22 protein-coding genes and 1 tRNA gene are annotated in these 22,379 nt (G+C 33.3%); 11 read left to right on the top strand and 12 right to left on the bottom strand.

The genetic code is table 11. From position 1 onward, the window contains the following. Positions 1-432: 432 nt before the first annotated feature. Complete coding sequence (map, locus tag SYN6308_RS06640; protein ID WP_017293658.1) at positions 433-1,203, bottom strand: type I methionyl aminopeptidase; 771 nt, start codon at positions 1,201-1,203, stop codon at positions 433-435. A 398-nt stretch (positions 1,204-1,601) separates the two neighbouring features. Between map and SYN6308_RS06635 the strand changes: the two genes are divergently transcribed. Further along, a complete protein-coding gene (locus SYN6308_RS06635; protein WP_017293657.1) occupies positions 1,602-2,711 on the top strand; it encodes a TRAP transporter substrate-binding protein in 1,110 nt (369 codons plus the stop codon). A 115-nt stretch (positions 2,712-2,826) separates the two neighbouring features. Here SYN6308_RS06635 and SYN6308_RS06630 read toward each other — a convergent pair whose 3' ends face one another. Together SYN6308_RS06630 and SYN6308_RS06620 are read right to left on the bottom strand one after the other, a co-directional pair. Further along, on the bottom strand, positions 2,827-4,011 hold the full coding sequence (locus tag SYN6308_RS06630) for an ATP-dependent 6-phosphofructokinase (protein WP_017293656.1): 1,185 nt from the start codon (positions 4,009-4,011) through the stop codon (positions 2,827-2,829). A gap of 221 nt (positions 4,012-4,232) precedes the next feature. After that, entirely contained in the window at positions 4,233-4,967 is a 735-nt protein-coding gene (locus tag SYN6308_RS06620) for a DUF2232 domain-containing protein (RefSeq protein ID WP_017293654.1), read from the bottom strand. 100 nt (positions 4,968-5,067) lie between these two features. On the opposite strand from SYN6308_RS06620, the gene SYN6308_RS06615 reads away from it, so the two are divergent. After that, positions 5,068-5,140, top strand: a tRNA-Thr gene (locus tag SYN6308_RS06615). A 116-nt stretch (positions 5,141-5,256) separates the two neighbouring features. Continuing rightward, positions 5,257-7,233, top strand: coding sequence for a potassium channel family protein (locus SYN6308_RS06610; RefSeq protein ID WP_017293653.1), 1,977 nt, complete (start codon positions 5,257-5,259; stop codon positions 7,231-7,233). An 8-nt stretch (positions 7,234-7,241) separates the two neighbouring features. Here the strand turns inward: SYN6308_RS06610 and SYN6308_RS06605 are convergent, their stop codons facing one another. From SYN6308_RS06605 to SYN6308_RS06595, 3 genes are all read right to left on the bottom strand, one after another. Continuing rightward, positions 7,242-8,096, bottom strand: coding sequence for a DNA adenine methylase (locus tag SYN6308_RS06605; RefSeq protein ID WP_026101957.1), 855 nt, complete (start codon positions 8,094-8,096; stop codon positions 7,242-7,244). 285 nt (positions 8,097-8,381) lie between these two features. After that, positions 8,382-9,167, bottom strand: a complete 786-nt coding sequence (locus tag SYN6308_RS21935; protein ID WP_017293651.1) for a hypothetical protein — start codon at positions 9,165-9,167, stop codon at positions 8,382-8,384. Between the two features lie 163 nt (positions 9,168-9,330). Continuing rightward, a complete protein-coding gene (locus tag SYN6308_RS06595) occupies positions 9,331-9,792 on the bottom strand; it encodes a peroxiredoxin (protein WP_017293650.1) in 462 nt (153 codons plus the stop codon). 174 nt (positions 9,793-9,966) lie between these two features. Between SYN6308_RS06595 and trhO the strand changes: the two genes are divergently transcribed. Beyond that, positions 9,967-10,731, top strand: coding sequence for an oxygen-dependent tRNA uridine(34) hydroxylase TrhO (gene trhO, locus SYN6308_RS21930; RefSeq protein ID WP_017293649.1), 765 nt, complete (start codon positions 9,967-9,969; stop codon positions 10,729-10,731). 303 nt (positions 10,732-11,034) lie between these two features. Here trhO and SYN6308_RS06585 read toward each other — a convergent pair whose 3' ends face one another. Continuing rightward, complete coding sequence (locus tag SYN6308_RS06585; protein WP_017293648.1) at positions 11,035-11,739, bottom strand: response regulator transcription factor; 705 nt, start codon at positions 11,737-11,739, stop codon at positions 11,035-11,037. 240 nt (positions 11,740-11,979) lie between these two features. On the opposite strand from SYN6308_RS06585, the gene SYN6308_RS06580 reads away from it, so the two are divergent. The 4 genes from SYN6308_RS06580 to accD all read left to right on the top strand — a co-directional run bounded on the left by SYN6308_RS06580 (position 11,980) and on the right by accD (position 16,012). Then, complete coding sequence (locus tag SYN6308_RS06580; RefSeq protein ID WP_017293647.1) at positions 11,980-12,342, top strand: hypothetical protein; 363 nt, start codon at positions 11,980-11,982, stop codon at positions 12,340-12,342. Between the two features lie 206 nt (positions 12,343-12,548). Continuing rightward, entirely contained in the window at positions 12,549-13,595 is a 1,047-nt protein-coding gene (locus SYN6308_RS06575; protein ID WP_017293646.1) for an AI-2E family transporter, read from the top strand. A gap of 416 nt (positions 13,596-14,011) precedes the next feature. Further along, positions 14,012-14,845 carry a photosystem II manganese-stabilizing polypeptide gene (gene psbO / locus SYN6308_RS06570; RefSeq protein ID WP_017293645.1) on the top strand — a complete coding sequence of 278 codons (834 nt, stop codon included), beginning with the start codon at positions 14,012-14,014 and terminating at the stop codon, positions 14,843-14,845. A 285-nt stretch (positions 14,846-15,130) separates the two neighbouring features. Continuing rightward, complete coding sequence (gene accD, locus SYN6308_RS21925) at positions 15,131-16,012, top strand: acetyl-CoA carboxylase, carboxyltransferase subunit beta (RefSeq protein ID WP_017293643.1); 882 nt, start codon at positions 15,131-15,133, stop codon at positions 16,010-16,012. A 102-nt stretch (positions 16,013-16,114) separates the two neighbouring features. Here accD and rbfA read toward each other — a convergent pair whose 3' ends face one another. Further along, positions 16,115-16,492, bottom strand: coding sequence for a 30S ribosome-binding factor RbfA (rbfA, locus tag SYN6308_RS06555; protein WP_017293642.1), 378 nt, complete (start codon positions 16,490-16,492; stop codon positions 16,115-16,117). 50 nt (positions 16,493-16,542) lie between these two features. After that, positions 16,543-16,746 (bottom strand): DUF751 family protein, encoded by a 204-nt coding sequence (locus SYN6308_RS06550; RefSeq protein ID WP_026101956.1) that lies wholly within the window; start codon positions 16,744-16,746, stop codon positions 16,543-16,545. Positions 16,747-16,894: 148 nt separating this feature from the next. On the opposite strand from SYN6308_RS06550, the gene SYN6308_RS06545 reads away from it, so the two are divergent. Both SYN6308_RS06545 and SYN6308_RS06540 read left to right on the top strand, forming a co-directional pair. Continuing rightward, a complete protein-coding gene (locus tag SYN6308_RS06545; protein ID WP_083879528.1) occupies positions 16,895-17,254 on the top strand; it encodes a GGDEF domain-containing protein in 360 nt (119 codons plus the stop codon). Between the two features lie 20 nt (positions 17,255-17,274). After that, positions 17,275-17,910, top strand: a complete 636-nt coding sequence (locus SYN6308_RS06540; RefSeq protein WP_017293639.1) for a metallophosphoesterase family protein — start codon at positions 17,275-17,277, stop codon at positions 17,908-17,910. A gap of 310 nt (positions 17,911-18,220) precedes the next feature. On the opposite strand, the gene SYN6308_RS06535 is transcribed toward SYN6308_RS06540, so the two are convergent. The 3 genes from SYN6308_RS06535 to acnB all read right to left on the bottom strand — a co-directional run bounded on the left by SYN6308_RS06535 (position 18,221) and on the right by acnB (position 21,306). Next, complete coding sequence (locus tag SYN6308_RS06535) at positions 18,221-18,475, bottom strand: hypothetical protein (protein WP_017293638.1); 255 nt, start codon at positions 18,473-18,475, stop codon at positions 18,221-18,223. 61 nt (positions 18,476-18,536) lie between these two features. Further along, positions 18,537-18,662, bottom strand: a complete 126-nt coding sequence (locus SYN6308_RS25745; protein WP_017293637.1) for a hypothetical protein — start codon at positions 18,660-18,662, stop codon at positions 18,537-18,539. 40 nt (positions 18,663-18,702) lie between these two features. Then, on the bottom strand, positions 18,703-21,306 hold the full coding sequence (acnB, locus tag SYN6308_RS06525; protein WP_017293636.1) for a bifunctional aconitate hydratase 2/2-methylisocitrate dehydratase: 2,604 nt from the start codon (positions 21,304-21,306) through the stop codon (positions 18,703-18,705). Between the two features lie 143 nt (positions 21,307-21,449). Here acnB and SYN6308_RS06520 point away from each other — a divergent pair, with 143 nt between their 5' ends. Then, positions 21,450-22,364: a DNA adenine methylase gene (locus SYN6308_RS06520; RefSeq protein ID WP_017293635.1), complete on the top strand. Its 915-nt coding sequence runs from the start codon at positions 21,450-21,452 to the stop codon at positions 22,362-22,364. The last annotated feature ends 15 nt before the right edge of the window (positions 22,365-22,379 follow it).

Genomic DNA, 22,379 nt, shown 5'->3' with positions numbered 1-22,379 from the left:
TGACCATATTTGAGATAGAGACGTAAAATTTTACCTCAAATTCACCTTAGATTAAGATAAATAAAGTTTTATAACGATCGAGTTCAGATCATAACATTTCTCCTGAAACGGGGAATAAAAATGCTAGATTAAAGTCACAATAACAGTTTAGGGAAGTGAGAATGACTATGATTACTCTGTTTATGACTCTTTTATTTCTAACGACTATCGCTAGTATTCGCATATACAAACGAACGAATCAAGAAATTCATCTCGTGTTAGCTATTTTCACATCCATTATACTGGTTATCTGGGGATTTGCTGTTGCCCATTGGTCAATACATATCTTAGCATTATTAATCTTACTCTGCATTCGTGTTCGATTGAACAAACTTACTCAAAACTACTCATGAAAGAATTTTAATCTCACAAGTTGCGCCTAACACCTAATATCTAGGAATTTTTCGTCAAAATCTCCACTCCCCCTTGAGTAATGGCGATGGTATGTTCAAATTGTGCCGATAATTGTCTATCCTTCGTTAAAGCTGTCCATCCATCATCTAAAACATCTGCTTCCCATGTTCCTATATTTATCATAGGTTCGATCGTAAACACCATACCCGGGCGCAGTTTTTTGCCTGTACCCTTTTTGCCAAAATGAGGCACTTGAGGTTGAGTATGAAACGTGCGACCAATACCATGACCTACAAAATTACGCACGACAGAATAACCAAAACTTTCTGCATATTCTTGAATAGCCGCCCCAATATCTCCTATTCTACCTCCAGCTCGTACCGCATTAATGCCTCTATACAAACATTCTTCCGTCACTTCTACCAACTTTTGTGCTTCTGGAGAAGGCGTGCCCACAAAAAAAGTTTTTGAAGTATCCCCATGATAACCGTCCACAATGGGAGTAACATCAATATTAATAATATCTCCATCCTTTAAAATCTGGTTTTTACTGGGAATGCCATGACAAATAACTTCATTGACGCTAGTACAAATAGACGCTGGAAACGGTGGACTTCCGTAACCTAAAGGAGCACTTTTTGCACCTCTTGCCTTAGTCCATTTTTCGGCAGCTTGATTTAATTCATAAGTACTAATACCGGGTTTGACCATTTTACCCACATATTCTAATAATTCGGCGGCAACTTTTCCTGCCTGACGCATTTTTTCGATTTCCCTAGCGGATAAAAGTACTATATTTTCGTTACCCATGGTGATTTAATCTAATTTTTCTATATCAACAATACTTTTATTATTTTACCTCAGTTCTATCTCACTTGAGTTCTCTGAAAAAAAATCTTGACAAATAAGGCTTTGAGAATAATTCAGATCACAAAATTGGCAAATATAAAAGAATTAAATTTAGTAAATAATTGTTTAAAATCAATTATGATAATGTTTAAATTAATTATATCTTAGTTTCCTCTTTCTCTAATCCTCTAGTCTCATCTTCATCTATAATTTTATGTGAAACTATGGATGTCTATTAATTTGTGAATATTTATCCCCTATGATGCAAAAAAGCAAAAGTTATTCAAAGTTTTTTCTTTTCACTACTATAATTTGAAAAACAAATTACTATATCAACAACTTTTTCAACTAAAAAATTAATGGAAAGAAGACAATTTTTAACGAATGTCGGTATTAGTACCGTAACTTCTGCTACCCTTGTTTCTTGTCAAAGTAAAAATAATTCTACTGTCACCGCTAACAGTTTACCAGAAATAAAATGGCGCATGGTGACAAGTTGGCCCAAGTCTCTGGATACTATTTTTGGTAGTGTACAAGGTTTTTGCGATCGCCTTAAACAAATGAGTGGTGATAAATTTCAGATTACACCCTACGCCGCAGGAGAAATTGTACCCGGTTTAGAAGTATTAGACACCGTACAAAATGGTACGGTAGAATGTGGACACACTGCTAGTTACTATTATATCGGCAAAAATTCTGCTCTTGCCTTTGCCACGGGTTTACCCTTTGGTTTCACCGCAGGGCAACAGAATGCTTGGTGGTATTATGGAGGAGGATTAGAAGCTATGAGAAAAGTTTATAGTGATTTTAATATTATTAACTTCCCTGCTGGAAACACTGGGGCGCAAATGGGAGGATGGTTTAAAAAAGAGTTAAAATCCCTTGCTGACTTGAAGGGTTTAAAAATGCGTATCCCCGGATTGGGGGGGGAAGTTATGGCGAAAATGGGGGTAAATGTGCAAGTGTTACCCGGCGGAGAATTATTTTTGGCTCTTGACAGAGGTGCGATCGATGCCGCAGAATGGGTAGGACCTTATGATGACGAAAAACTAGGCTTAAATAAAGCTGCCCAATACTATTATTATCCGGGATGGTGGGAAGCAGGACCTAGTTTAGAAGTATTAATAAATAAGTCTGCATGGGAAAAATTACCCTTAGAATATCAAACCATGGTGGAAGCCGCCGCTAAGGAAGCGAATATTTTGATGTTGGCAAACTATGATTTTCTCAATCAACAATCCTTGAAAACTCTATTGGCAGGAGGTACAAAATTAATGGCTTTTCCTGAGGATATTTTGACGGAAGCGAAAAAAGTCTCATTTTCTATTTATGAGGATAACAGTCAGAAAAACCCTGCTTTTAACGAAATTTATCGATCGTGGTTAGAGTTTAGAACAGGTATTCTACAATGGAATAAGATTAATGAATTTAGCTTTACTAATTTTTTGACAAAAACAATTAAGAATTAAGAATTAAGAATTAAGAATTAAGAATTAAGAATTAAGAATTAATTATCTTCTAGTCTTATAGTCTTCTAGTCTCAAGAGTCTCCCTAACACCTAAAACCTAACACCTAACCCCTTATTACTCATTAATGGCGTGAGGATGGTAATGGGATTCTCCTAAATAAATCCCTAAGGAAAGCGCCGTTCTGACCATGAAACCTTCAGGATCGACAGGTGCAGGACAAGTTTTTTCTTGGTGACACCATTTAATCATGGGCATAATTTGTTCTAAGGATTTACTTTCGACACTGCCGTTTTGCCATACTACCAGACGGTTATAACATTCTTGTTCAATTAAATCTAGGGCTTTAATGCCAAATACCGTTGCTAAAATTCGATCGAACGAACTAGGTACGCCACAACGTTGTAAATGTCCTAAAACTGTGGCACGGGTGTCGATCGTATCTAAGCCTTCATAATTATTATCATTATTAACACAAAGACGATGACTATACTCCTTGATTAAATCAGCTAAAGTTTCGGCAATATAAGCATCTTTTTGATTATCTAACCCGTGTACTCCTTCCGCTATCACCACTAAAGCAAATTTTCGTCTATCCCTTCTTAATTTAACAATATATTTGCAAATTCCCTCAATAGTTGCGTCGGTTAATTTAGGAGTCAACTCAGGGATTAAAATACAGTCAGCACCTCCTGCGATACCAGCGTGTAAAGCTAAATGTCCGGCATCCCTCCCCATAACTTGCACTACCATAATACGCTCATGACTAGCCGCCGTAAAGGTAAGATCATATAAGGCTTGAGTAACCGTATTACGCGCTGTATCAAAACCGACCGATCGTTCTGTAAAAGCCACATCATTATCAATGGTTTTCGGAATAACTACTAAATTCCAACCGCCTTTTTTGGCTAAGTCATAGATAATATCAAGACTACCATCTCCACCAATGGCAATTAAAGCATCTAAGCCAAAACGCTTATAACCCTCTAAAATATCCTTCGTCACTTCTTCTTCTTCAGGATTACCTCGACTTAGAGAACCTAATACACTACCACTCATGAATTGAAGTACATCTAAACCTTGTAAAACCCCCGGTACATCGTAACCGTGAGGTTGTAATTTAAGGTCATCTATCTGCAATTTGCCTTTAACCACATCAATAAATCCATCCGTACCTCTGGGAATACCATAAATTTCCCACTGCCTAAGATTAGCATATTTGACGACAGCTCTAATAATAGCATTAAGTCCTGGGCAGTCTCCACCACTGGTTAAAATACCGATTCTTTTTTTCTTACTCATAGTTGTAGTGTTCTGAAAAATCAAGAAATTGTTTAAATCTTCTCTTTCTTTATAGCAGTCTTATCAAAAAATGAATAATTAATCATGACAGGAAATTAGGAAATAATTTGTTATACTCATCAAAGTTATAATCTGATGTTATAAAATCATTATTGCCTCTTGCCTTTTGCCTTTTGCCTCCCCTAACTAAGCTCCAATTATGCCCTTGCAAAGTATAATTCCTATTCATAGTCTAAGATAACTTTTAACCAACGGGGAGGGCGTGGAATAGGGTTATTCAGTCGATCGAACATTAATAATCCTATCAGATGAACGGTTAAAGCATAAATCAAATTATTAACTAAAATTACCACTAACGCTAAAACTTGAATAGTAGTTAAGCTAGGTTCAGCAATAATACCTAATTTGAGAAAAATCCAATCCGCTAAATTGGTAACTTGACTCATTACATAAGCCCATAAATCTTCCCCTAACAAGATGGAAAATAACCAAAAACGAAAGAAAAAACCAAAACAACCAATCAAACTAGCCATAAAAATAGACAGATACCAACTTGCACCATTACGCCATAATGCCCCCAACTGAATCCCCATTAAACCATAGGGAATCACATAAACAATACTACGAGGAGGACCCATCAAGATTCCTAAGAGTAAACCACATACGATCGTAGTGATAATAGAAGCTCTTTGACCACGACGTAAATAAATTAATACAATAGGTAAAGGAAAAAGCATTTTTAAGAATGGACCTAAACGGAAATAATAATCTATTAACCAGATTAAACTAGCGGTACTAGCTAAAAAAGCACTTTCCACCAGTGCGATCGTCGCTGGTTTAAATTGATAGGATTGTAACTTAGGGGAGGAATATGGTGGTTTCTTCTCATCTTCAGAGTAAGAATCTTCCTCGTCTATCCAATTATCATCATTAAAATCTTCGGGTAAAGTAGTCAAGAGAGTAAAAAATCCTAGGGCTTAAATTTTTCCTATTATACCTTGACAAATCCCAAATAAAATTCGTTATAATGGTTATCGCAGTGAAATTATTTCACTTGCCATCTTAGCTCAGTTGGTAGAGCAACTGATTTGTAATCAGTAGGTCATCGGTTCGAGTCCGATAGATGGCTTTCTTGCTATATATAGCTCTCCCAACTTTGCTAAAATGGCAAAAATTAATAATAAAAAGTTAAGTTTTAAGATAAAATACCCTAAAGAATAGTAAATGTGACGATTTACTCAACTTATGTTAGACAGTTTCCTTATTTGTGGATTGGGAAGTTTAGGGCAGAATTGTGTTATTGCTTTAAAAAAATTTGGGGTGAGAATTGTGGTTATCGAAAAAAATCCTCCCCCACATGAGGAAATTCGTGATTTATTGCCTTTGATTGATGTATTTGTGAGGGGTGATTGTAGCGATCGAACAATTTTACTACAAAGTCACATTGAGCAATGTCGAGCGGCATTAATTGTAACTACTTCAGAAAGTGTAAATGTTGCCACAGCTATTGCTATTAGACAATTAAACCAGAAAACCAGACTGGTAATGCGATCGAACAAAGAAAACTTAAATAATTTATTGAGTAGTCAATTAGGTAATTTTATCGCTTACGAACCAACTGAATTACCAGCGAACGCTTACGCACTTTCAGCATTAGGAAAGGAAATTTTAGGGTTTTTCACCTTAGAGGAGCAAAAAATTAGGATAAGCCAAGTAAAAATCACCCCTTCTCATCCTTGGCGCAATTATCAATGTCTGTTTGAGTTAAACAGTCGCACTCGTCGCATCATTAGTCATCATTCTTCTACGGAAACATTTTCATCCAGATTTTTAGAATGGAATCCCGATAGACAAATTTTGCCTGATGATACCATTATTTTAGTAGAAACCGAAGATCATTTTCGTCTAACTCATCATGAGAATAATGTGAAGATGAGAAATCAATCTATCTGGTTAAAATTATTAAATAATTTGCAAAAAATTAAAAATAAATTAGTCACATTAAACACTAAAGAAAAAATTAAAGGAGTGGGTATTTTTGCGAGTATAATCGTTTTTATACTGTTAATTACTGGTACTTTATTATTTAGACATTATACAGAAAATTCTACTTATTTATCTTCTTTTTATGTGACGGCAATTCTTTTGTTAGGAGGATATGCTGACTTATTTGGCTCGATCGAACCCATAGAAGAAATACCCCAATGGTTACAATTATTTAGCTTAACTTTAACCATAACAGGCACAGCATTTGTGGGCATTTTATATGCTTTATTAACCGAAAATTTATTGTCTGCTAAATTCCAATTTACTAAAAAACGTCCTCCTATTCCTATAGAAAATCACATTGTTATTATTGGCTTTGGTAGAATTGGACAAAAAATAGCCTCAGAATTAAAAGAGTTAAAACAATCATTATTAGCTATAAGTTTTAATCAAAATATTGATGCTTCCCTAGAGTCTAATTTTCCTTTAATTATTGGTAATTTACAAGATAGTTTAAAACTAGCAAACTTAGATAAAGCTAAAAGTGCCATTATTGTTACTGATGATGATATAACTAATCTCGAAGTGGCTTTGATGACTCAAAATTTTAACCCTCGTCTTAATCTTGTAATCCGCACCAATGGAGATCAATTTACCAATAATTTGCATCAGTTATTACCGCAATCCAATGTTTTTAGTGCCTATCAAGTGGCGGCGGAAGCCTTTGCGGCGGCGGCTTTTGGGGAGAATATTCTACAAATTTATCGTTTTGAGCAACAAACAATATTATTAACAGAGTATGAAATTGAGGAAGACGACACTTTAAATGACTTATTATTAGGGGAAGTTGCCTACGGATATGGGGTTATTCCTATTTTTTATTCTGGTAATGGTAGTTATGTCCCGACTTTAATGCCCAATGATGATATACTTTTGGCTAAGGGCGATCGATTGATTGTTTTAGCTACTATAGAAGGGCTTAAAAGCATTGAAAAAGGTGAGATAAAACCGAAACAATGGCAATTAGAGATTATCTCCGTTAAATCTGATATGGGTATGTTTGAAGGGGCAAATGCGATCGCACGAATTACAGGTTGTCAGCTAAAAATAGCTAGGGAAACCATGGAAAATCTACCCCAAGTGTTACCCATTAATCTTTACCATCATCAGGCTGTAAGATTGATGACTATATTGCAAAAAAATCAAGTCATCAGTAAACTTCGATGTATGATTTAAGGAGCAACTTAAAATAGATTTAAAGTTAATTGTTGATTGTTAATTAAATTATAAGAAGATAAATAATTAGTAATTAATAACTCTTTGCCTTTTTGTGCCGAAGATTTTTTATAATTATTCATTCCATACTGTAATTCCCATTCTTGGGTATAAAACTCTTTAAAATTATCTTTAATAAATTCACTATTATCATAGGTAATTAACCATTTATGATGAGATTCTTTTACAGTTTGTATAAATTTTTCATGGTTAAATTCTGAATGTAAATTACCTTTTTTTCCATATAGTTTTGACTTAGCCTTATTATAATAAGGTGGATCAAGAAACAAAAAAATATTATTATTATTATTACCTTTAATCACATCCTCAAAATCTAAGTTAGTGATAGTAATATCTTGTAAAATATGTTCTAATAATTCCAAACGTTCGATCGAAGAATCGGTAAATCTTTTTTCAAAAGCACCCTGAGAAAATCCCCCTGATTCTACAGTACCAGAAAAAGTAATTCTATTTAAAATAAAAAATCTGGTTGCTCTTTCTAAATCAGTTAAATTATTAATATTAACAGTAGTTAATTCTCGAAAAAGTTGTTTACCATCTTGATAATTTCTTTTACAATTTTTGATTTCATGAACTAAATTAACTAAATTAGATTGTGCTATTTTCCAAAATAAATATAACTCTGGATTTAAGTCATTAATCCATATTTTTAAACGAGGATTTTGTTGTTTTAAATAGATAAACATTGAGCCTCCTCCTACCATTGGCTCTCTATATTCGCTAAAATTATCAGGTAAGTATTGACAGATATAGTCAATACCTCGACTTTTGCCTCCGGGATAGCGTAAAGGACTTTTAATCATTTTTTTCATTATTTGTAATTAATATATTTAACTTTTTATTTCTTTTTACTTCTAAAAATAACTTATAAATTATACCTATATCTTGATTAGTGAAGATGAAAATATTGTTTTCAATAAATCTGTCTAATTCTTGATTTTTAGTAGATTCTGATAATATAATTTCACCTTTAATATTAATCCCAGTTAATTTTAATCGACAACTAAACTGTAATTCTTTTTCTTCTAAATAAAGACAATCTAAATTAGAGTATAAAATTAGTTTAAATAATCCATCTTCTATATCATCTATGGAAGGTAAACTTTTTTTGATGAGTTTTTTGATTCTTGAATAATATAATTCTGTTTATCCATAATAATTTCGTCAGCAGTAAGGTGATAAATTCCGCCTAAATCATTTTCAATCTCGAAAACTCCTTTACATCCATCTACTAAATATTCTAAAATATGCTCTGTTTGTATTTCTCGATTAATTGCTTGTTGTGAAGATTTTAAAGAAATATCTTTAAATTTTTCAAAGTCTGTTTGAATTTCTTGTAAATATTCTCTTAATCTATCTTGATTGTGTATTTTAATCCCTGTTTGATTCTCTATATTTTTATAACAATCTAATGCTGTATTAAAAATACTAATAAACTCATTTTCAAATAAATTTTTATTCCAATGTAAAGCACTTTGTTTATAGTTAGATATTTTTTCTATTTGTTGTTTAATAAAATCATTATTAAATTTTTGCCCTGATAATTTATCTTTTGAATTTTGCCCTTTTTTTTGACTTTTTTCTGCTTTTTCATAGTAGCCTAAAACAACATAAATATTTAATAAATTCATCCAAGAAAAGGTTATAAATCCTATTTTATCTAAATCGCCATCTTTTCCTTCATCTTTAATTATTGGAATAATAGTTATTACTTTTGATTGACTATAAACATTATACATTCTTGCAAAGGGATAACTTCGAGTGCGTTTAGGAGATACCCATTTGGAATAAGCTATATTTTTATCTTCTATTTTTATTAATCCAAAACTATCAGATATATTAATATCAAATTGTTCAAAATTATAAGGTTTCAACTTTTATATTAAACGGGGATTATAACTAACATTTTTAATAATTCCTTTAAACTTTAAAATATTATTCATAAATTTTTGTGAAAGTGTAAAATAACTATTTATAATTCAGTACTATCACGACTTAAACTTATACTATTCCTAATTTCTAATTCCTCATTATTTATTAACTAGGAAGATTTTTAATAGTTTTCAAGGCTTCTTCTACATGGGCTTTAAAATCTAACATGGAGTTAAAGATATGGCGCACAATGCCTTCTTTATCAATAACATAGGTTACTCTACCGGGTATAATAAAAAGGGTTGACGGTACATCAAATAATTTTCTTACTTTATCACCTCGATCGCTCAATAAAATAAAAGGTAGTTTATATTTACTGGCAAACTGTTGATGAGATTCCACTGAATCACTGCTAATGCCGATAATTTCCGCCCCTGCTTCTTTAAATACTTCGTAGCTATCCCTAAAAGCGCAAGATTCTGCGGTGCATCCGGGGGTATCATCTTTAGGATAAAAGTAAACTACTACGGCTTTTTTGCCTAAAAAGTCTTTGATACTAACATTTTCTCCTGTTGCGGAAGGTAAGGTAAAGTCTGGAGTTCGATCGCCTACTTGTAAAGTTGCCATAATAGTTAATAATGAATAGTTAATAGTGAATAATTGTTAATTAAGATACCTATTATAGTTAATCATAAAGTATCATTGCGAGGCACGAAGCAATCTCAAGCAATCTTTCAAAGCTCGATGTTAGGTTATAATTAGAATAGATATTTGTCTATTTGAGTAGAAAAAATAATTAATATGAGTTTTACATTTGCTTCATTTTACCGTTTCTTATTATTAAATAATTTGACAGATTTACAGGGTAAATTTTTAAATTGGTGTCATGAAGAAAAAATAAAAGGCACAATTTTAATTGCTAATGAGGGTATTAATGCTAATATTGTGGGAGAAAAAGAAGCCCTAAATAATATTATTAATAATATCAAAAAAGAATTAAATTGTGAAGAATTAGAGATTAAGTTTTCGATCGTACAATCAATGCCTTTTGAACGGATAAAAGTCAAAATAAAACCAGAAATCATCACTTTTGGCATAGAAGAAGCAAATCCTAATCAGCAAGTAGGAACTTATATTAAGCCTAAAGACTGGAATAATTTAATCTCGAATCCTGATGTTAAATTAGTTGATACTCGCAATGAATATGAGTTTAATATTGGGACTTTTAAAGGGGCAGAAAATCCACATATTGATTCTTTTAAAGAGTTTAATGATTATATAGATAATAATTTAAACCCCGAAAAAGATCAGAAAGTGGCTTTATTTTGTACTGGTGGTATCCGTTGCGAAAAAGTTACTTCTTTGATGTTAAGTAAAGGTTTTAAAGAAGTTTATCATTTACAAGGTGGTATTCTTAAATATTTAGAAGAAATACCCCAGGAAGAAAGTTTATGGCAAGGAGAATGTTTTGTTTTTGATGAGAGGGTAGCGGTTAAACATGGTTTGGAAAAAGGTAGTTATCAATTATGCCCTGAGACTGGTAATCCTGTGTTAACACAAGAATAAGTTGATACCGATAAAGGTAGAGAATGGGAAAGGAAAAATGAGCAATATTTTAGCTTAACCAGCGAGAAGCCCCATTTTGAAAAAAAAAAAATTAAACAAGTGTGGGATGAATCGCCAGTGACGTGGTATAATAACTAGAAAGTGGGGCTGGGCGTGTTCCTCACTATAAAATGCCGTAGTGGGAAAGAAGGAGTACCACGATGGAAGTTCAAGAAGGATAATTTCCGCTTGAAGCCTACACTCTACGAATGTGAGTGTATGGAGCGTCACATAGTTTTCTAATCAACGTTGCAAATATTGGTATTAAGTTTCTTCTATATAATTAAATTTATAACCAACTCCTCTAATAGTTGTGATATATTGAGGATTATTTGGGTATATTTCAATTTTACGACGAATTTGACCAATATGAACGTCCACAATGCGATTATCTCCCATGTAATTATTTTGCCAGACATTGGCAATTAAATCATCTCTACGCCAAACTTTATTTGGATTACGAGCTAAAAAATAAAGCAAGTCAAATTCTAAGGTTGTGAAAATAAGATTTTCATCTTTTAACTTAACTTCCCTTGTGTGAGGATTAATGAATAAATCTCCTAACTCAATGATATTAAGATTCTCTGATTTGACTAATCTTCGACGGCGTAAAATTGCTTGTACTCTAAATTCTAATTCTTCTAAGTCAAAGGGTTTGGTTAAATAATCATCAGCGCCGATTAAAAAACCTTTTTTCTTATCTTCTACATCTGTACGACTGGTAAGCATTAAAATAAATACATCATTATTATTCTGCATTTCCTGACACAAATTATAACCGAGGGTATCGGGAAGATTAATGTCGAGAATGACTAAATCTGGGCGAAAATAATTAAAGATTTCCCTTGCGGTTTTACCGTCGTTAGCTAATTCTACTTGATATTGTTTTTGTTTGAGAAAACGACTGATTAAATTTGCGATCGCAATATCGTCATCAACAACAAGAATTTTAACTGAAATGGATTCCATGATAACTTTAGGCAGTGGTTTACATCAACAAGACAATAAATAACAAAAAAAAGGGGTTATCTACGATCGATAACTAAAAAGATACAAAATAATGTGGGATTAAAACTTTGATGCAATGGTACTTAGAAGGTTTTAGCTTACCCAGTTTTCAGAGTCAAGATTAGCGTAAAATAAAAGATAAGGATAGGAGTAAGGCAATACTTCTATCCTCTGATTAATACCATTATTGAGGATTTTACCATGAGTACAGTAACAGATAATGATTTAAGAGAGTTAAAGGATTTAATTAACTCTAAATTTGAGCAAGTCGATCGTAAAATTGAGCAAGGCAACGAAAAAATAGAGAATAAATTTGAGCAAGTAAACGAAAAAATAGAGAATAAATTTGAGCAAATAAACGAAAAAATAGAAAGTAAATTTGAAAAAGTTTTTGAGGAGTTTACCTCCGTAAAAGTTGAGGTTGCTACTATCAAAAGCGATGTAAATGGATTAAGCAAAAGGTTAGATAATCTTGAGTTTATCGCTAGAAGTATGATCATCGGTGTTTTAGTTGCTTTATTATCTGGGCTAATTAAATTTCTTTATCCTAACCTACTCGGATAATTTTTAAACACAAAAATTTTTTTCTGATAGTATTTTTTAAGAAGTTGACCAGTAAGCTCGATCGAACTTTCTGTAATTTTCACGAAAAGTATTCCTTACAATAAGATGATCCTCAAAAATGTTAAATAGATTGTGAAATAAGTTAAATTAACCCTAGTATAAAATTATTTTACTTCTTATCAATGATTTTAATCAGGCTATAGCGTATGAATTTTGGTCAATCTTTAGGCTTTTTAGCCTTTTTAATATCTCTTTATATTCTTTGGCAATTAAAGCAATTATTACTCTTAATTTTTACATCTATTATCTTTTCTGTCGTTTTAAATAGATTAGTTACAAAACTAAAAAAATACAATTTTAGTCGTGTCAAAGCCGTGATTATTATTAGTATTGCTGGAGTAGTTATTTTTAGTTTATTATTAATTTTAATTCTTCCACCTTTTCTTGAGCAATTTGAATTATTACTTAACCTTTTACCTAAGGTAATAAAAAGAATTAATCAGTTTCTTAATAACTTTGATTTTGGGGAATATAAAGAAATTATACCACCAATTAATTTAGAGAAAATTTTAAATGATTATGGTTTTTCTACCACTCAAGTATTTAATAACTTTATTATTGTATTTTCTAACTTTTTTAACGTTACTTTTCAATTATTATTCGTTTTAGTTCTCACGATAATTTTTCTTTTAAATCCTCAAAAATATCGCCATTATTTTCTTAAAATATGTCCTTCTTTTTATCGTCGTCGTATTGATGATATTCTGAATAAAAGTGAAGTTTCGATCGTCAGTTGGTTGAGTGGAATCTTGATAAACTGTCTATTTATAGCTACATTGAGCGGTGTTGGTTTATGGGTTTTACAAGTAAAATTAGTTTTAGTTCATGCTCTTTTAGCAGGTTTATTAAACTTTATTCCGAATATTGGTCCTACTTTAAGTGTAGTGTTTCCCGTGATGATTGCCGTAGTGGACTCCCCTTGGAAAATTATCCCAATTATTATCTGGTATTTTATTGTTCAAAATATCGAAAGTTATTGGTTAACTCCCAAAGTTATGGCGGATAAAGTATCATTATTACCGGCGGTAACTTTATTTTCACAAATCTTTTTCGCTACCGCCTTTGGTTTACTAGGATTATTATTAGCGCTTCCCCTAACGGTAATCGCTAAAACTTGGATAGAGGAAATTTTATTCTATGATATTTTAGATAAATGGACTGATGAACCGTTAACGATAATGAATAATGAATAATTAATTATTAGTAATTAATTATTAGTAACGAGTAATGAGTAATGAAATTGATTTTTATCTATTAGACATCGATCGTATTTTTCCTAGAGACATAAAATTTTACGTCTCTATAAATAATGGTAGTTCACACCCATCAAAAGACTTGTTCGGCAATCGCTAATTATTTTTAAAAAATTTACTTCACAAAAATTATTATTTCTCATGGTTGCGAATTATCCATTATTAACGGTTAATAGCTATATACAGTGATATTAAAAAGTTTTAAGAAAGAGTCTTAATTTGGTAAAGTAGATCACGATAAATCTAACTATACTTATTCTCCATCCTAATCAATAAAAGGAAGACTCATGTAGGGATAAGTACAACTTAAGATTAAAAATTTAAAGAAGATTAACAAATTAAAGAGAGGTTAAATTATGAGGTTTCGCAACCTATTAGTCGCTTTCCTAATCGTCTGCTTAGGATTTCTAGGTGCTTGTAGTAGTAATACTGCTCAGGCTTACGATCCTAAATCTATCACCTATGATGAAATTCTTAATACAGGATTGGCTAACAAATGTCCAGAAATTTCTGAGTTTACTCGTGGTAATATTCCTATTTCTGTAGATCAACCCTTGTCGATCGTAGATATGTGTTTAGAACCACAAGAATATTTTGTAAAAGAAGAACCCACTAACTCCAGACAAAAAGCTGAGTATATTCAAGGTAAACTCTTAACCAGAGATACCACCGGCTTAGAACAAATCAGAGGTACTCTCTCTGTGGATGAAAATGGTGTGTTAACTTTAACAGAACTAGACGGTATTGACTTCCAAATTGCGACAGTTCAATTACCCGGTGGCTCACAAACATCTTTTTTCTTTACCATCAAAAAATTAGTAGCAAAAACTGAAGGCGGTTTTAGTTCTGTCAATACTTCTGCCGATTTTGTGGGAGAATTTAAAGTACCTTCTTATCGTGGTGCTTCTTTCCTCGATCCTAAAGGACGTGGTTTAACCAGTGGTTATGATAATGCTGTAGCTTTACCTGCTGGTGCTGACAAAACCGAATATACCCGTAATAACATCAAAAATGCTGATTCTTATGAAGGGGAAATCTCGTTACAAATTACTAAAGTAGATCAAGAAACAGGAGAAATTTCTGGAGTGTTTGAAAGTGAGCAACCTTCTTCTACAGATTTAGGTGCTGAAGACCCTGAAGAAGTTAAAATTCGTGGTGTATTCTATGCCCGTTTAGAACCTCAAATCTAGTTGATAGTCTCTCAAGTTCGATGGAAAATTTATTAGACTTCTCCAGAAATTAAATTTTTAATAGCTAAAACTATTGTTGAGACGTAATATTTTACGTCTCAATAAAATGTGGGAGATGTCTATGGGTGAAGGTAGGGAAATGGTAAGAGGAATGTTGATAATTGACTTCAAATCGCAAACCGAAAACCTACCCCCATCCAAGATTCTTGCATCGAACTCAAGGGATAGTGTATAGTTGATTACTGATAATCGATAATTCCCCATTTCTAATTCCTAACTGTAAAGATGTCCCTACTTGATTGGTTTGATAATTTAAGAAAGTCTGAACCTGAAATAAAACCGCAACAAGAAAGAGAAATTGCTGATGGCTTATGGACGAAATGTCCTGAATGTGGTGTTTTAGCTTATACGAAAGATTTACGAGCTAATAGTATGGTTTGTTTTGATTGTGGTTATCACATGAGAATTTTTAGTGATGAAAGAATTGAACAGTTAATCGATGCTCACACATGGCAAACTTTAAATCATCATCTTAAACCTACTGATCCCCTTAAATTTCACGATCGAAAAAGTTATAGCGATCGACTAAAAGAATTACATAGTAAAATACCCTTAACCGATGCAGTACAAACAGGAACAGGATTAATAGACGGTTTGCCCATTGCTTTGGGAGTCATGGATTTTCGCTTTATGGGCGGTAGTATGGGTTCGGTGGTAGGAGAAAGATTAACTCGTTTAATTGAATACGCTACAGCTAACTCTTTTCCTGTGGTGATTATTTGTGCCTCTGGGGGTGCAAGAATGCAGGAAGGGATGTTAAGTTTAATGCAAATGGCAAAAATTTCTGGCGCTTTACAAAGACATCAGGCACAAAAATTATTATATATTCCAGTGCTAACTCATCCAACAACAGGGGGAGTAACCGCAAGTTTTGCCATGTTAGGAGATTTAATTTTAGCCGAACCGGGGGCAACTATTGGTTTTGCGGGAAGAAGGGTAATTGAACAAACCTTGAGAGAAAAACTACCCGATGACTTTCAAACTTCGGAATATTTAGTTAAACATGGTTTTGTGGATTCGATCGTACCTCGTACCCAATTAAAAAAGACTTTAGCTAATTTAATCAGTTTACATCAACCTTTTTATCCCATTAATCAATTGAATTAGAAGTTGTTAAACAGGTATTTTGATAAAGAGAGAGGAATTAGGAATTAGGAATCAGAAGTTTTAAGGATAAAACATTGATTGAACCTAAAACCTAATTTTTGATTATTCTTCTTCGCTAAAAGAGTCTTCCTTGGGAGTAATACTGTTAATTAAATTAATTAAATTATCCCCTTTTTCTAAGGAAGTGTCCTCAATGAAACGAATTTCTGGAGTGTGTCTTAAACTGATTCTTTGCCCCAACGATTTTCTTACAAAGGGAGTACAGGCTTTTAAACCTTCCATAGTTTCCTTTTTTGCATCAGGAGTGCCGTAAATACTTACGAATACTCTAGCGTGTTGTAAATCTCCAGATATATCAACATCTGTAATACTAACCATTCCAGCTCCAACTCGATCGTCCTTAATGCCACTAATCAGCATTTGACTGATTTCTTTTTTAATTAAAGATGAAACTTTTTCTACTCTACGACTATTTGCCATTATTTCTAATATAAAACCAAAATTTACGAATCGTTCTTTTTACAAAAAAATTATACTGGATCAAGACCTAGCATTGCTTTGAGGGTAAAATAAAGAAAAGAAAAACTCCCTATAAGTAACCCAAATATGGCGGTAGCTGTAATGGGATTTTTGAATAAGGGTTTAATTTGTTCCCATAAAAAAAAGAATATTCCTAAGATTAAACTCACCATATAGCGAGGATAACGTAACACATTTTCCCAAAAGCCGTCCATTTCCATAATAACTCAATATTTATTCTGATAATCTGTTTCTGTATTGTTTAGTTTAGCAGAATTTTCATGATTTACTAATTAGGAATTGCTTAAAGAGTGTTTTTGATGAGCAGAGAGAGGTGTTAGGTATTAGGTAAAGTAATGAAAAATTCAGTGCGATGTCGATTATTTTCGATATTACAATCAAATTTATGATTATGAACAGGGCGATCTCACTTTGATTAAAATAGTAAATATTATTGAAAATTCCCTTGAAGAAGTAATTAGTATTACATGGCTTTGTGATGGTGATGAATTTGGGATTATTTTGCCTAACAGTGACGAAAATAAAACTAAACAATTTGCTGAAAAAATATCTCAAAATATCGATAATGCTAAGATAGTTTTGGATTCTCATAACCAAAATATTGACTATCTTAGCCTCAGAATTGATGCTTATACCGTTTATCCTAAAGAGAAGATTCCTTATACAAATTTTCTGAAAATGATTAGAAATAGCAGAAGTTAAATTAATCTTAATTATGAGATATGAAAATAGCAATAATATCAGATATTCATGGTAATTTAAAGGCTCTGAAAACGGTTTTTCAGGATATTCAATCTAGGGGTAATATTGAGCAAATTATTTGTTTAGGTGATTTGGTGGAAGGGGGAGAGTTCGATCGAGAAGTGGTAGAATTAATCAAAGAGAAAAATATACCCTGTGTAAGAGGAAATCATGATGAATTTAATGATTGTGATTTACCAAAAAATATTAAACAATGGTTACAAGATTTACCTGAAAAAATAGAATTTAACAACCTTTGTTTTACCCATATTTCCCCTAGAGAAAAAGCAAAACAGTGGGCAATCACAAACCAGATTGAGGCATGGAATGTATTTGATGAATTTGATTATCAAATCTGCTTTATTGGGCATTTACACTATCCGATAATGTATGGAGAAAAATGTGAAAATTATGCCGAGTCTGCACCCTATTATGTTGATGATGGAATTTATGATCTAGATCAAAACGATCGATTTATAATTTCTTTTGGTGCGATCGCTTATCCTCGTCATGGCGGTAAATTTATTCGTTATGGTATCTATGATACTAGAGAAAATTCTGTAGAGTTTGTTACTAAAATTGGCTATTTATTACCCTTTGGATTGTGTAAAAAATAACCTTTAATACATTTTCAGAAAAAGAGTATATTTTTAAAAAAATTACTATTATAAATAATCAACAAAATGGATGTCACCATAAAATTTAATAATCAAATTCATTTAACCTTAGTAAAGATTCCATCAAGAGAATTTATTATGGGTAGTGATCTAGGTTATAATTGGGAGAAACCACCAAAAAAAAACGACAATTCCAGACAATTTTTATGTAGGAAAATATCCCATTACCCAAGGTCAATATAAACTAATTATGGGCAATAATTAAGATTATAGTACATTTTAAAATTATATTGTCACACCTGAGACGTCCTCAATTCTCGACATAATCAGCACTTTCTAATTCATCGGAAATTAACTCTTGTAAATCTCGATCGCAGTGAAAATTAAGATGGATTGTTGAGGTTAATAATTCTACTAAAATATCCTCTTTTTGATTGTCAGTTAGATTACATAATTCTAGTTGATTAATTAAAGAAATTACTGTTTGACATTCCTCTTTTAACTCAATAATTAAATGGTTTAAAGTAGAATTCTTAATGTTAATTTTTCTTTCAGTTAGTTGCATTATTTTTCCCTAATCTTTTTAATGCTTGTTCAATTGCCTTTTCAAAGGCTTTGATTTCTTTTTACCAATGTTTAATTAATCCTTCATCTGGATAATCTTTCTTTAATTCTAATCTAATTTTTTCTTGATGTTCAGCAATTCGATTTTCTAAAGATAAAATTGCTTTTTTAAAATGATGTTTTCCCATAAATAAAAATAATGGTGGGCATTGCCCACCCTACAATTAATTATACTGGCATTCCTAAAATATCTTCGATTTTTGGCATTTGATCTAAGGGAATTACTCGCCCTTCATCTTCAAAATTATCGATTTCATTGAAGTTTAAATAACGGTATAATTCGCCCTTGAAAGGATCGATTTTCTCAGATACGATCGAGCTATACTCCTCCACAGTGGGAATTTTGCCCAATAAGGCACAAACGGCGGCTAACTCAGCACTACCGAGATACACCCTTGCACCTTTACCCATACGGTTGTTAAAGTTACGGGTAGAAGTAGAAAACACCGTTGCACCATCTTCCACACGCGCTTGATTGCCCATACACAGAGAACATCCGGGCATTTCAGTTCTTGCACCAGCCGCCGCAAATACACCGTAAACCCCTTCATTCCGTAACTGTGTTTCATCCATGCGAGTAGGAGGACAAATCCATAAACGCCCTTTAACTGTACCTGCACCCTCAAGGATTTTCGCTGCTGCACGGTAATGTCCAATATTTGTCATACAAGAACCGATGAACACCTCATCGATTTTATCCCCTGCACACTCACTCATCAGTTTAACATTATCGGGATCATTGGGAGCAGCGACGATCGGCTCTTTGATTTCATTCAAGTTAACGGTGATAATATCGGCATATTCCGCATTTTCATCCCCAGACATGAGGGAAGGATTAGCTAACCATTCCTCCATCTTGGCAATACGGCGCAACAAAGTACGCGCATCTGCATAACCCCTTGCGATCATGTTCTTCATTAAGCTAACATTCGATCGAAGGTACTCAGCAACAGTTTCCTCGCTTAGTTTAATTGTACTACCAGAACAAGAACGTTCAGCCGTAGCGTCCGTTAACTCGAAAGCCTGTTCAACTTTTAAGTCGGGTAAGCCTTCCATTTCCATGATACGCCCGTTAAAAACGTTGATTTTATCACCCTTGCCATAGGTTAACTTACCTTCCTGCATAGCCACCCAAGGAATAGCATTAACGATGTCTCGCAAAGTCACCCCCGGTTGCAATTCACCAGTAAATGTCACTAACACCGACTCAGGCATATCTAAAGGCATCGCCCCTAAAGCCGCCGCAAATGCCACTAAACCTGAACCTGCGGGGAAGGAAATACCGAGAGGAAAACGAGTATGGGAATCGCCTCCCGTGCCGACAGTATCAGGTAATAACATCCGATTTAACCATGAGTGAATGATACCATCCCCAGGGCGTAAAGCAACCCCTCCACGGGTAGAGAAGAAATCAGGTAAGTCTTTATGGGTTTTAATGTCAACGGGTTTGGGATAAGCGGCAGTATGACAGAAGGTTTGTAAGGTTAAATCGGCATTGAAACCTAAACAAGCCAATTCTTTTAACTCATCACGAGTCATAGGTCCTGTGGTGTCTTGAGAGCCAACAGTAGTCATGATCGGTTCGCAGGAAGTGCCGGGGCGGATTCCTTCCACTCCACAGGCTTTTCCTACCATTTTTTGAGCTAAAGTAAACCCTTTACCCGTATCCGCAGGGGCTTGAGGACGTACAAATAGCTTACTAGGCTCTAATCCCAATGCTTGACGGGTTTTATCGGTTAAAGCCCGGCCAATTAAGAGGGGAATGCGTCCTCCTGCTCTCACTTCGTCTAAAATGGTTTCAGGCTTCAGGGTGAAGGTGGTAATGGTGTCGCCGTTTTCGTTGGTGATTTTGCCCTCATAGGGGTAAATGGTGATGACATCTCCAGTGTTTAAGTTATTAACATCGCACTCAATGGGTAACGCCCCAGAATCTTCGGCAGTGTTGAAGAAGATAGGTGCAATCTTGCCTCCTAAGACATAACCACCAGATTTTTTATTCGGTACAAAAGGAATTTCATTGCCGATGTGCCATAATACGGAATTGATTGCAGACTTACGGGAAGAACCTGTCCCCACTACGTCACCGACATAGGCAACAGGATAACCTTTTTGTTTCAGAAGTTCGATCGTTTCTAAACCTTCGGGCATTCTCGATTCTAACATCGCTAAAGCGTGTAAAGGAATGTCAGGGCGAGTGGTGGCATGGGGTGCAGGGGATAAGTCATCGGTGTTGGTTTCTCCCGTCACTTTAAACACCGTCACGGTGATAGATTCCGCTACTTTGGGCTTACTGATAAACCATGATGCTTCTGCCCATGCGTCAATAACTTGTTTGGCGTAGGGGTTGGTATCTGCTAATTCTAAGACATCGTTAAAGGCATCGAAGACTAAAAGGGTTTTGCTGAGGGCGTTAGCAGATTCGAGGGCGACGTTACTATCTTTGGATTTTAACAAACTGATGAGGGATTGCACGTTATAACCGCCCATCATTGTACCTAATAAGCTCACAGCGCCTTGAGGAGAAATAACAGGAGAGGTTAATTCACCTTTTGCGACTGCGGTTAAAAACCCTGCTTTGACGTAGGATGCTTCGTCCACACCGGGGGGAATTCGATCGCGCAGTAACATCATTAATTCTTCTTTCAATTCCTCTGGGGGATTCTGCAACATTTCGCACAGATGCGATGTTTGTTCGGCATTCAGGGGTAAGGGGGGAATGCCCAATTTGGCTCTTTCTTGAACGTGTTGATGGTATGTTTCTAACCAAGTCATAGTATTTATGCTTATATTTTTTACAATAATTTACTATTTTAAGCATATCAAGGATATGAACAGAGGTTTTGTATCAACTCTATCAAGGTTCGATCGATTTTGAACTATGATTAAACAAAGTAAAATGTTTTTAAGTATTAATTATGTCTTCATCAGGAGTTGTTTGTTTACAAAATCCAAAGCCTTTTCTTAAATGGGTAGGGGGAAAAACACAGTTAATTAGTGAAATCGATCAGTTAATTAATAAAATTGTTGATGAAAAAAAGAAGAAGTTTAGTTATATAGAACCATTTGTAGGGGGAGGAGCAATATTATTTCATATTTTAAATCAATTTAACAAAATAGATAATATAGTTATTAATGATATTAATGATAACTTAGTTAATGCTTATCGAGAAATACAAACAAATCATTTAGAACTAATAGATTTATTATTAAATATAGAAACTAGCTATTACCTATTAAATAATGTAGAGGAAAAACAAAAATTTTATTTAGAAAAGAGAGAAATTTTTAATTCTATTAAGTACTACTCTACTGAAAAAGTAGGGTTATTATTATTTTTGAATAAAACCTGTTTTAATGGACTATATAGAGTTAATAAAAAAGGGAAGTTTAATGTTCCTTTTGGAAAATATAAAAAACCAAATATTTGTGATAAAGATAATTTAATATCTGTTCATCATTATTTACAAAAAGTAAAAATTTTACAAGGAGATTTTCAAGAAACTTTAAAATATGCAGAAAAAAATACTATTTTTTATTTAGATCCACCCTATAAACCCCTTAATTTAACATCATCTTTTACGTCATATTCAGAACAAATATTTGACGATAATGAACAAATAAGATTAAAAGAATTTTGTGATGAAATCCATAGACAAGGAAATTATTTTATTCTTAGTAACTCTGATGTGAAAAATTATGATAGTTCTAATAACTTTTTTGATGAACTTTATAAACAATTTAATATAAAAAGAGTAAAAGCACGAAGAAATATTAATTCAAAAGGAGATAAAAGAGGGGAAATTTTTGAACTTATAATTACGAACTTTTAATTTATTTTTTTTATT

Origin of the sequence: Geminocystis herdmanii PCC 6308 (assembly GCF_000332235.1) — a bacterium.
In the GTDB taxonomy this organism is placed as follows: domain Bacteria; phylum Cyanobacteriota; class Cyanobacteriia; order Cyanobacteriales; family Cyanobacteriaceae; genus Geminocystis; species Geminocystis herdmanii.
This window is presented reverse-complemented; position numbering and strand designations above follow the sequence as displayed.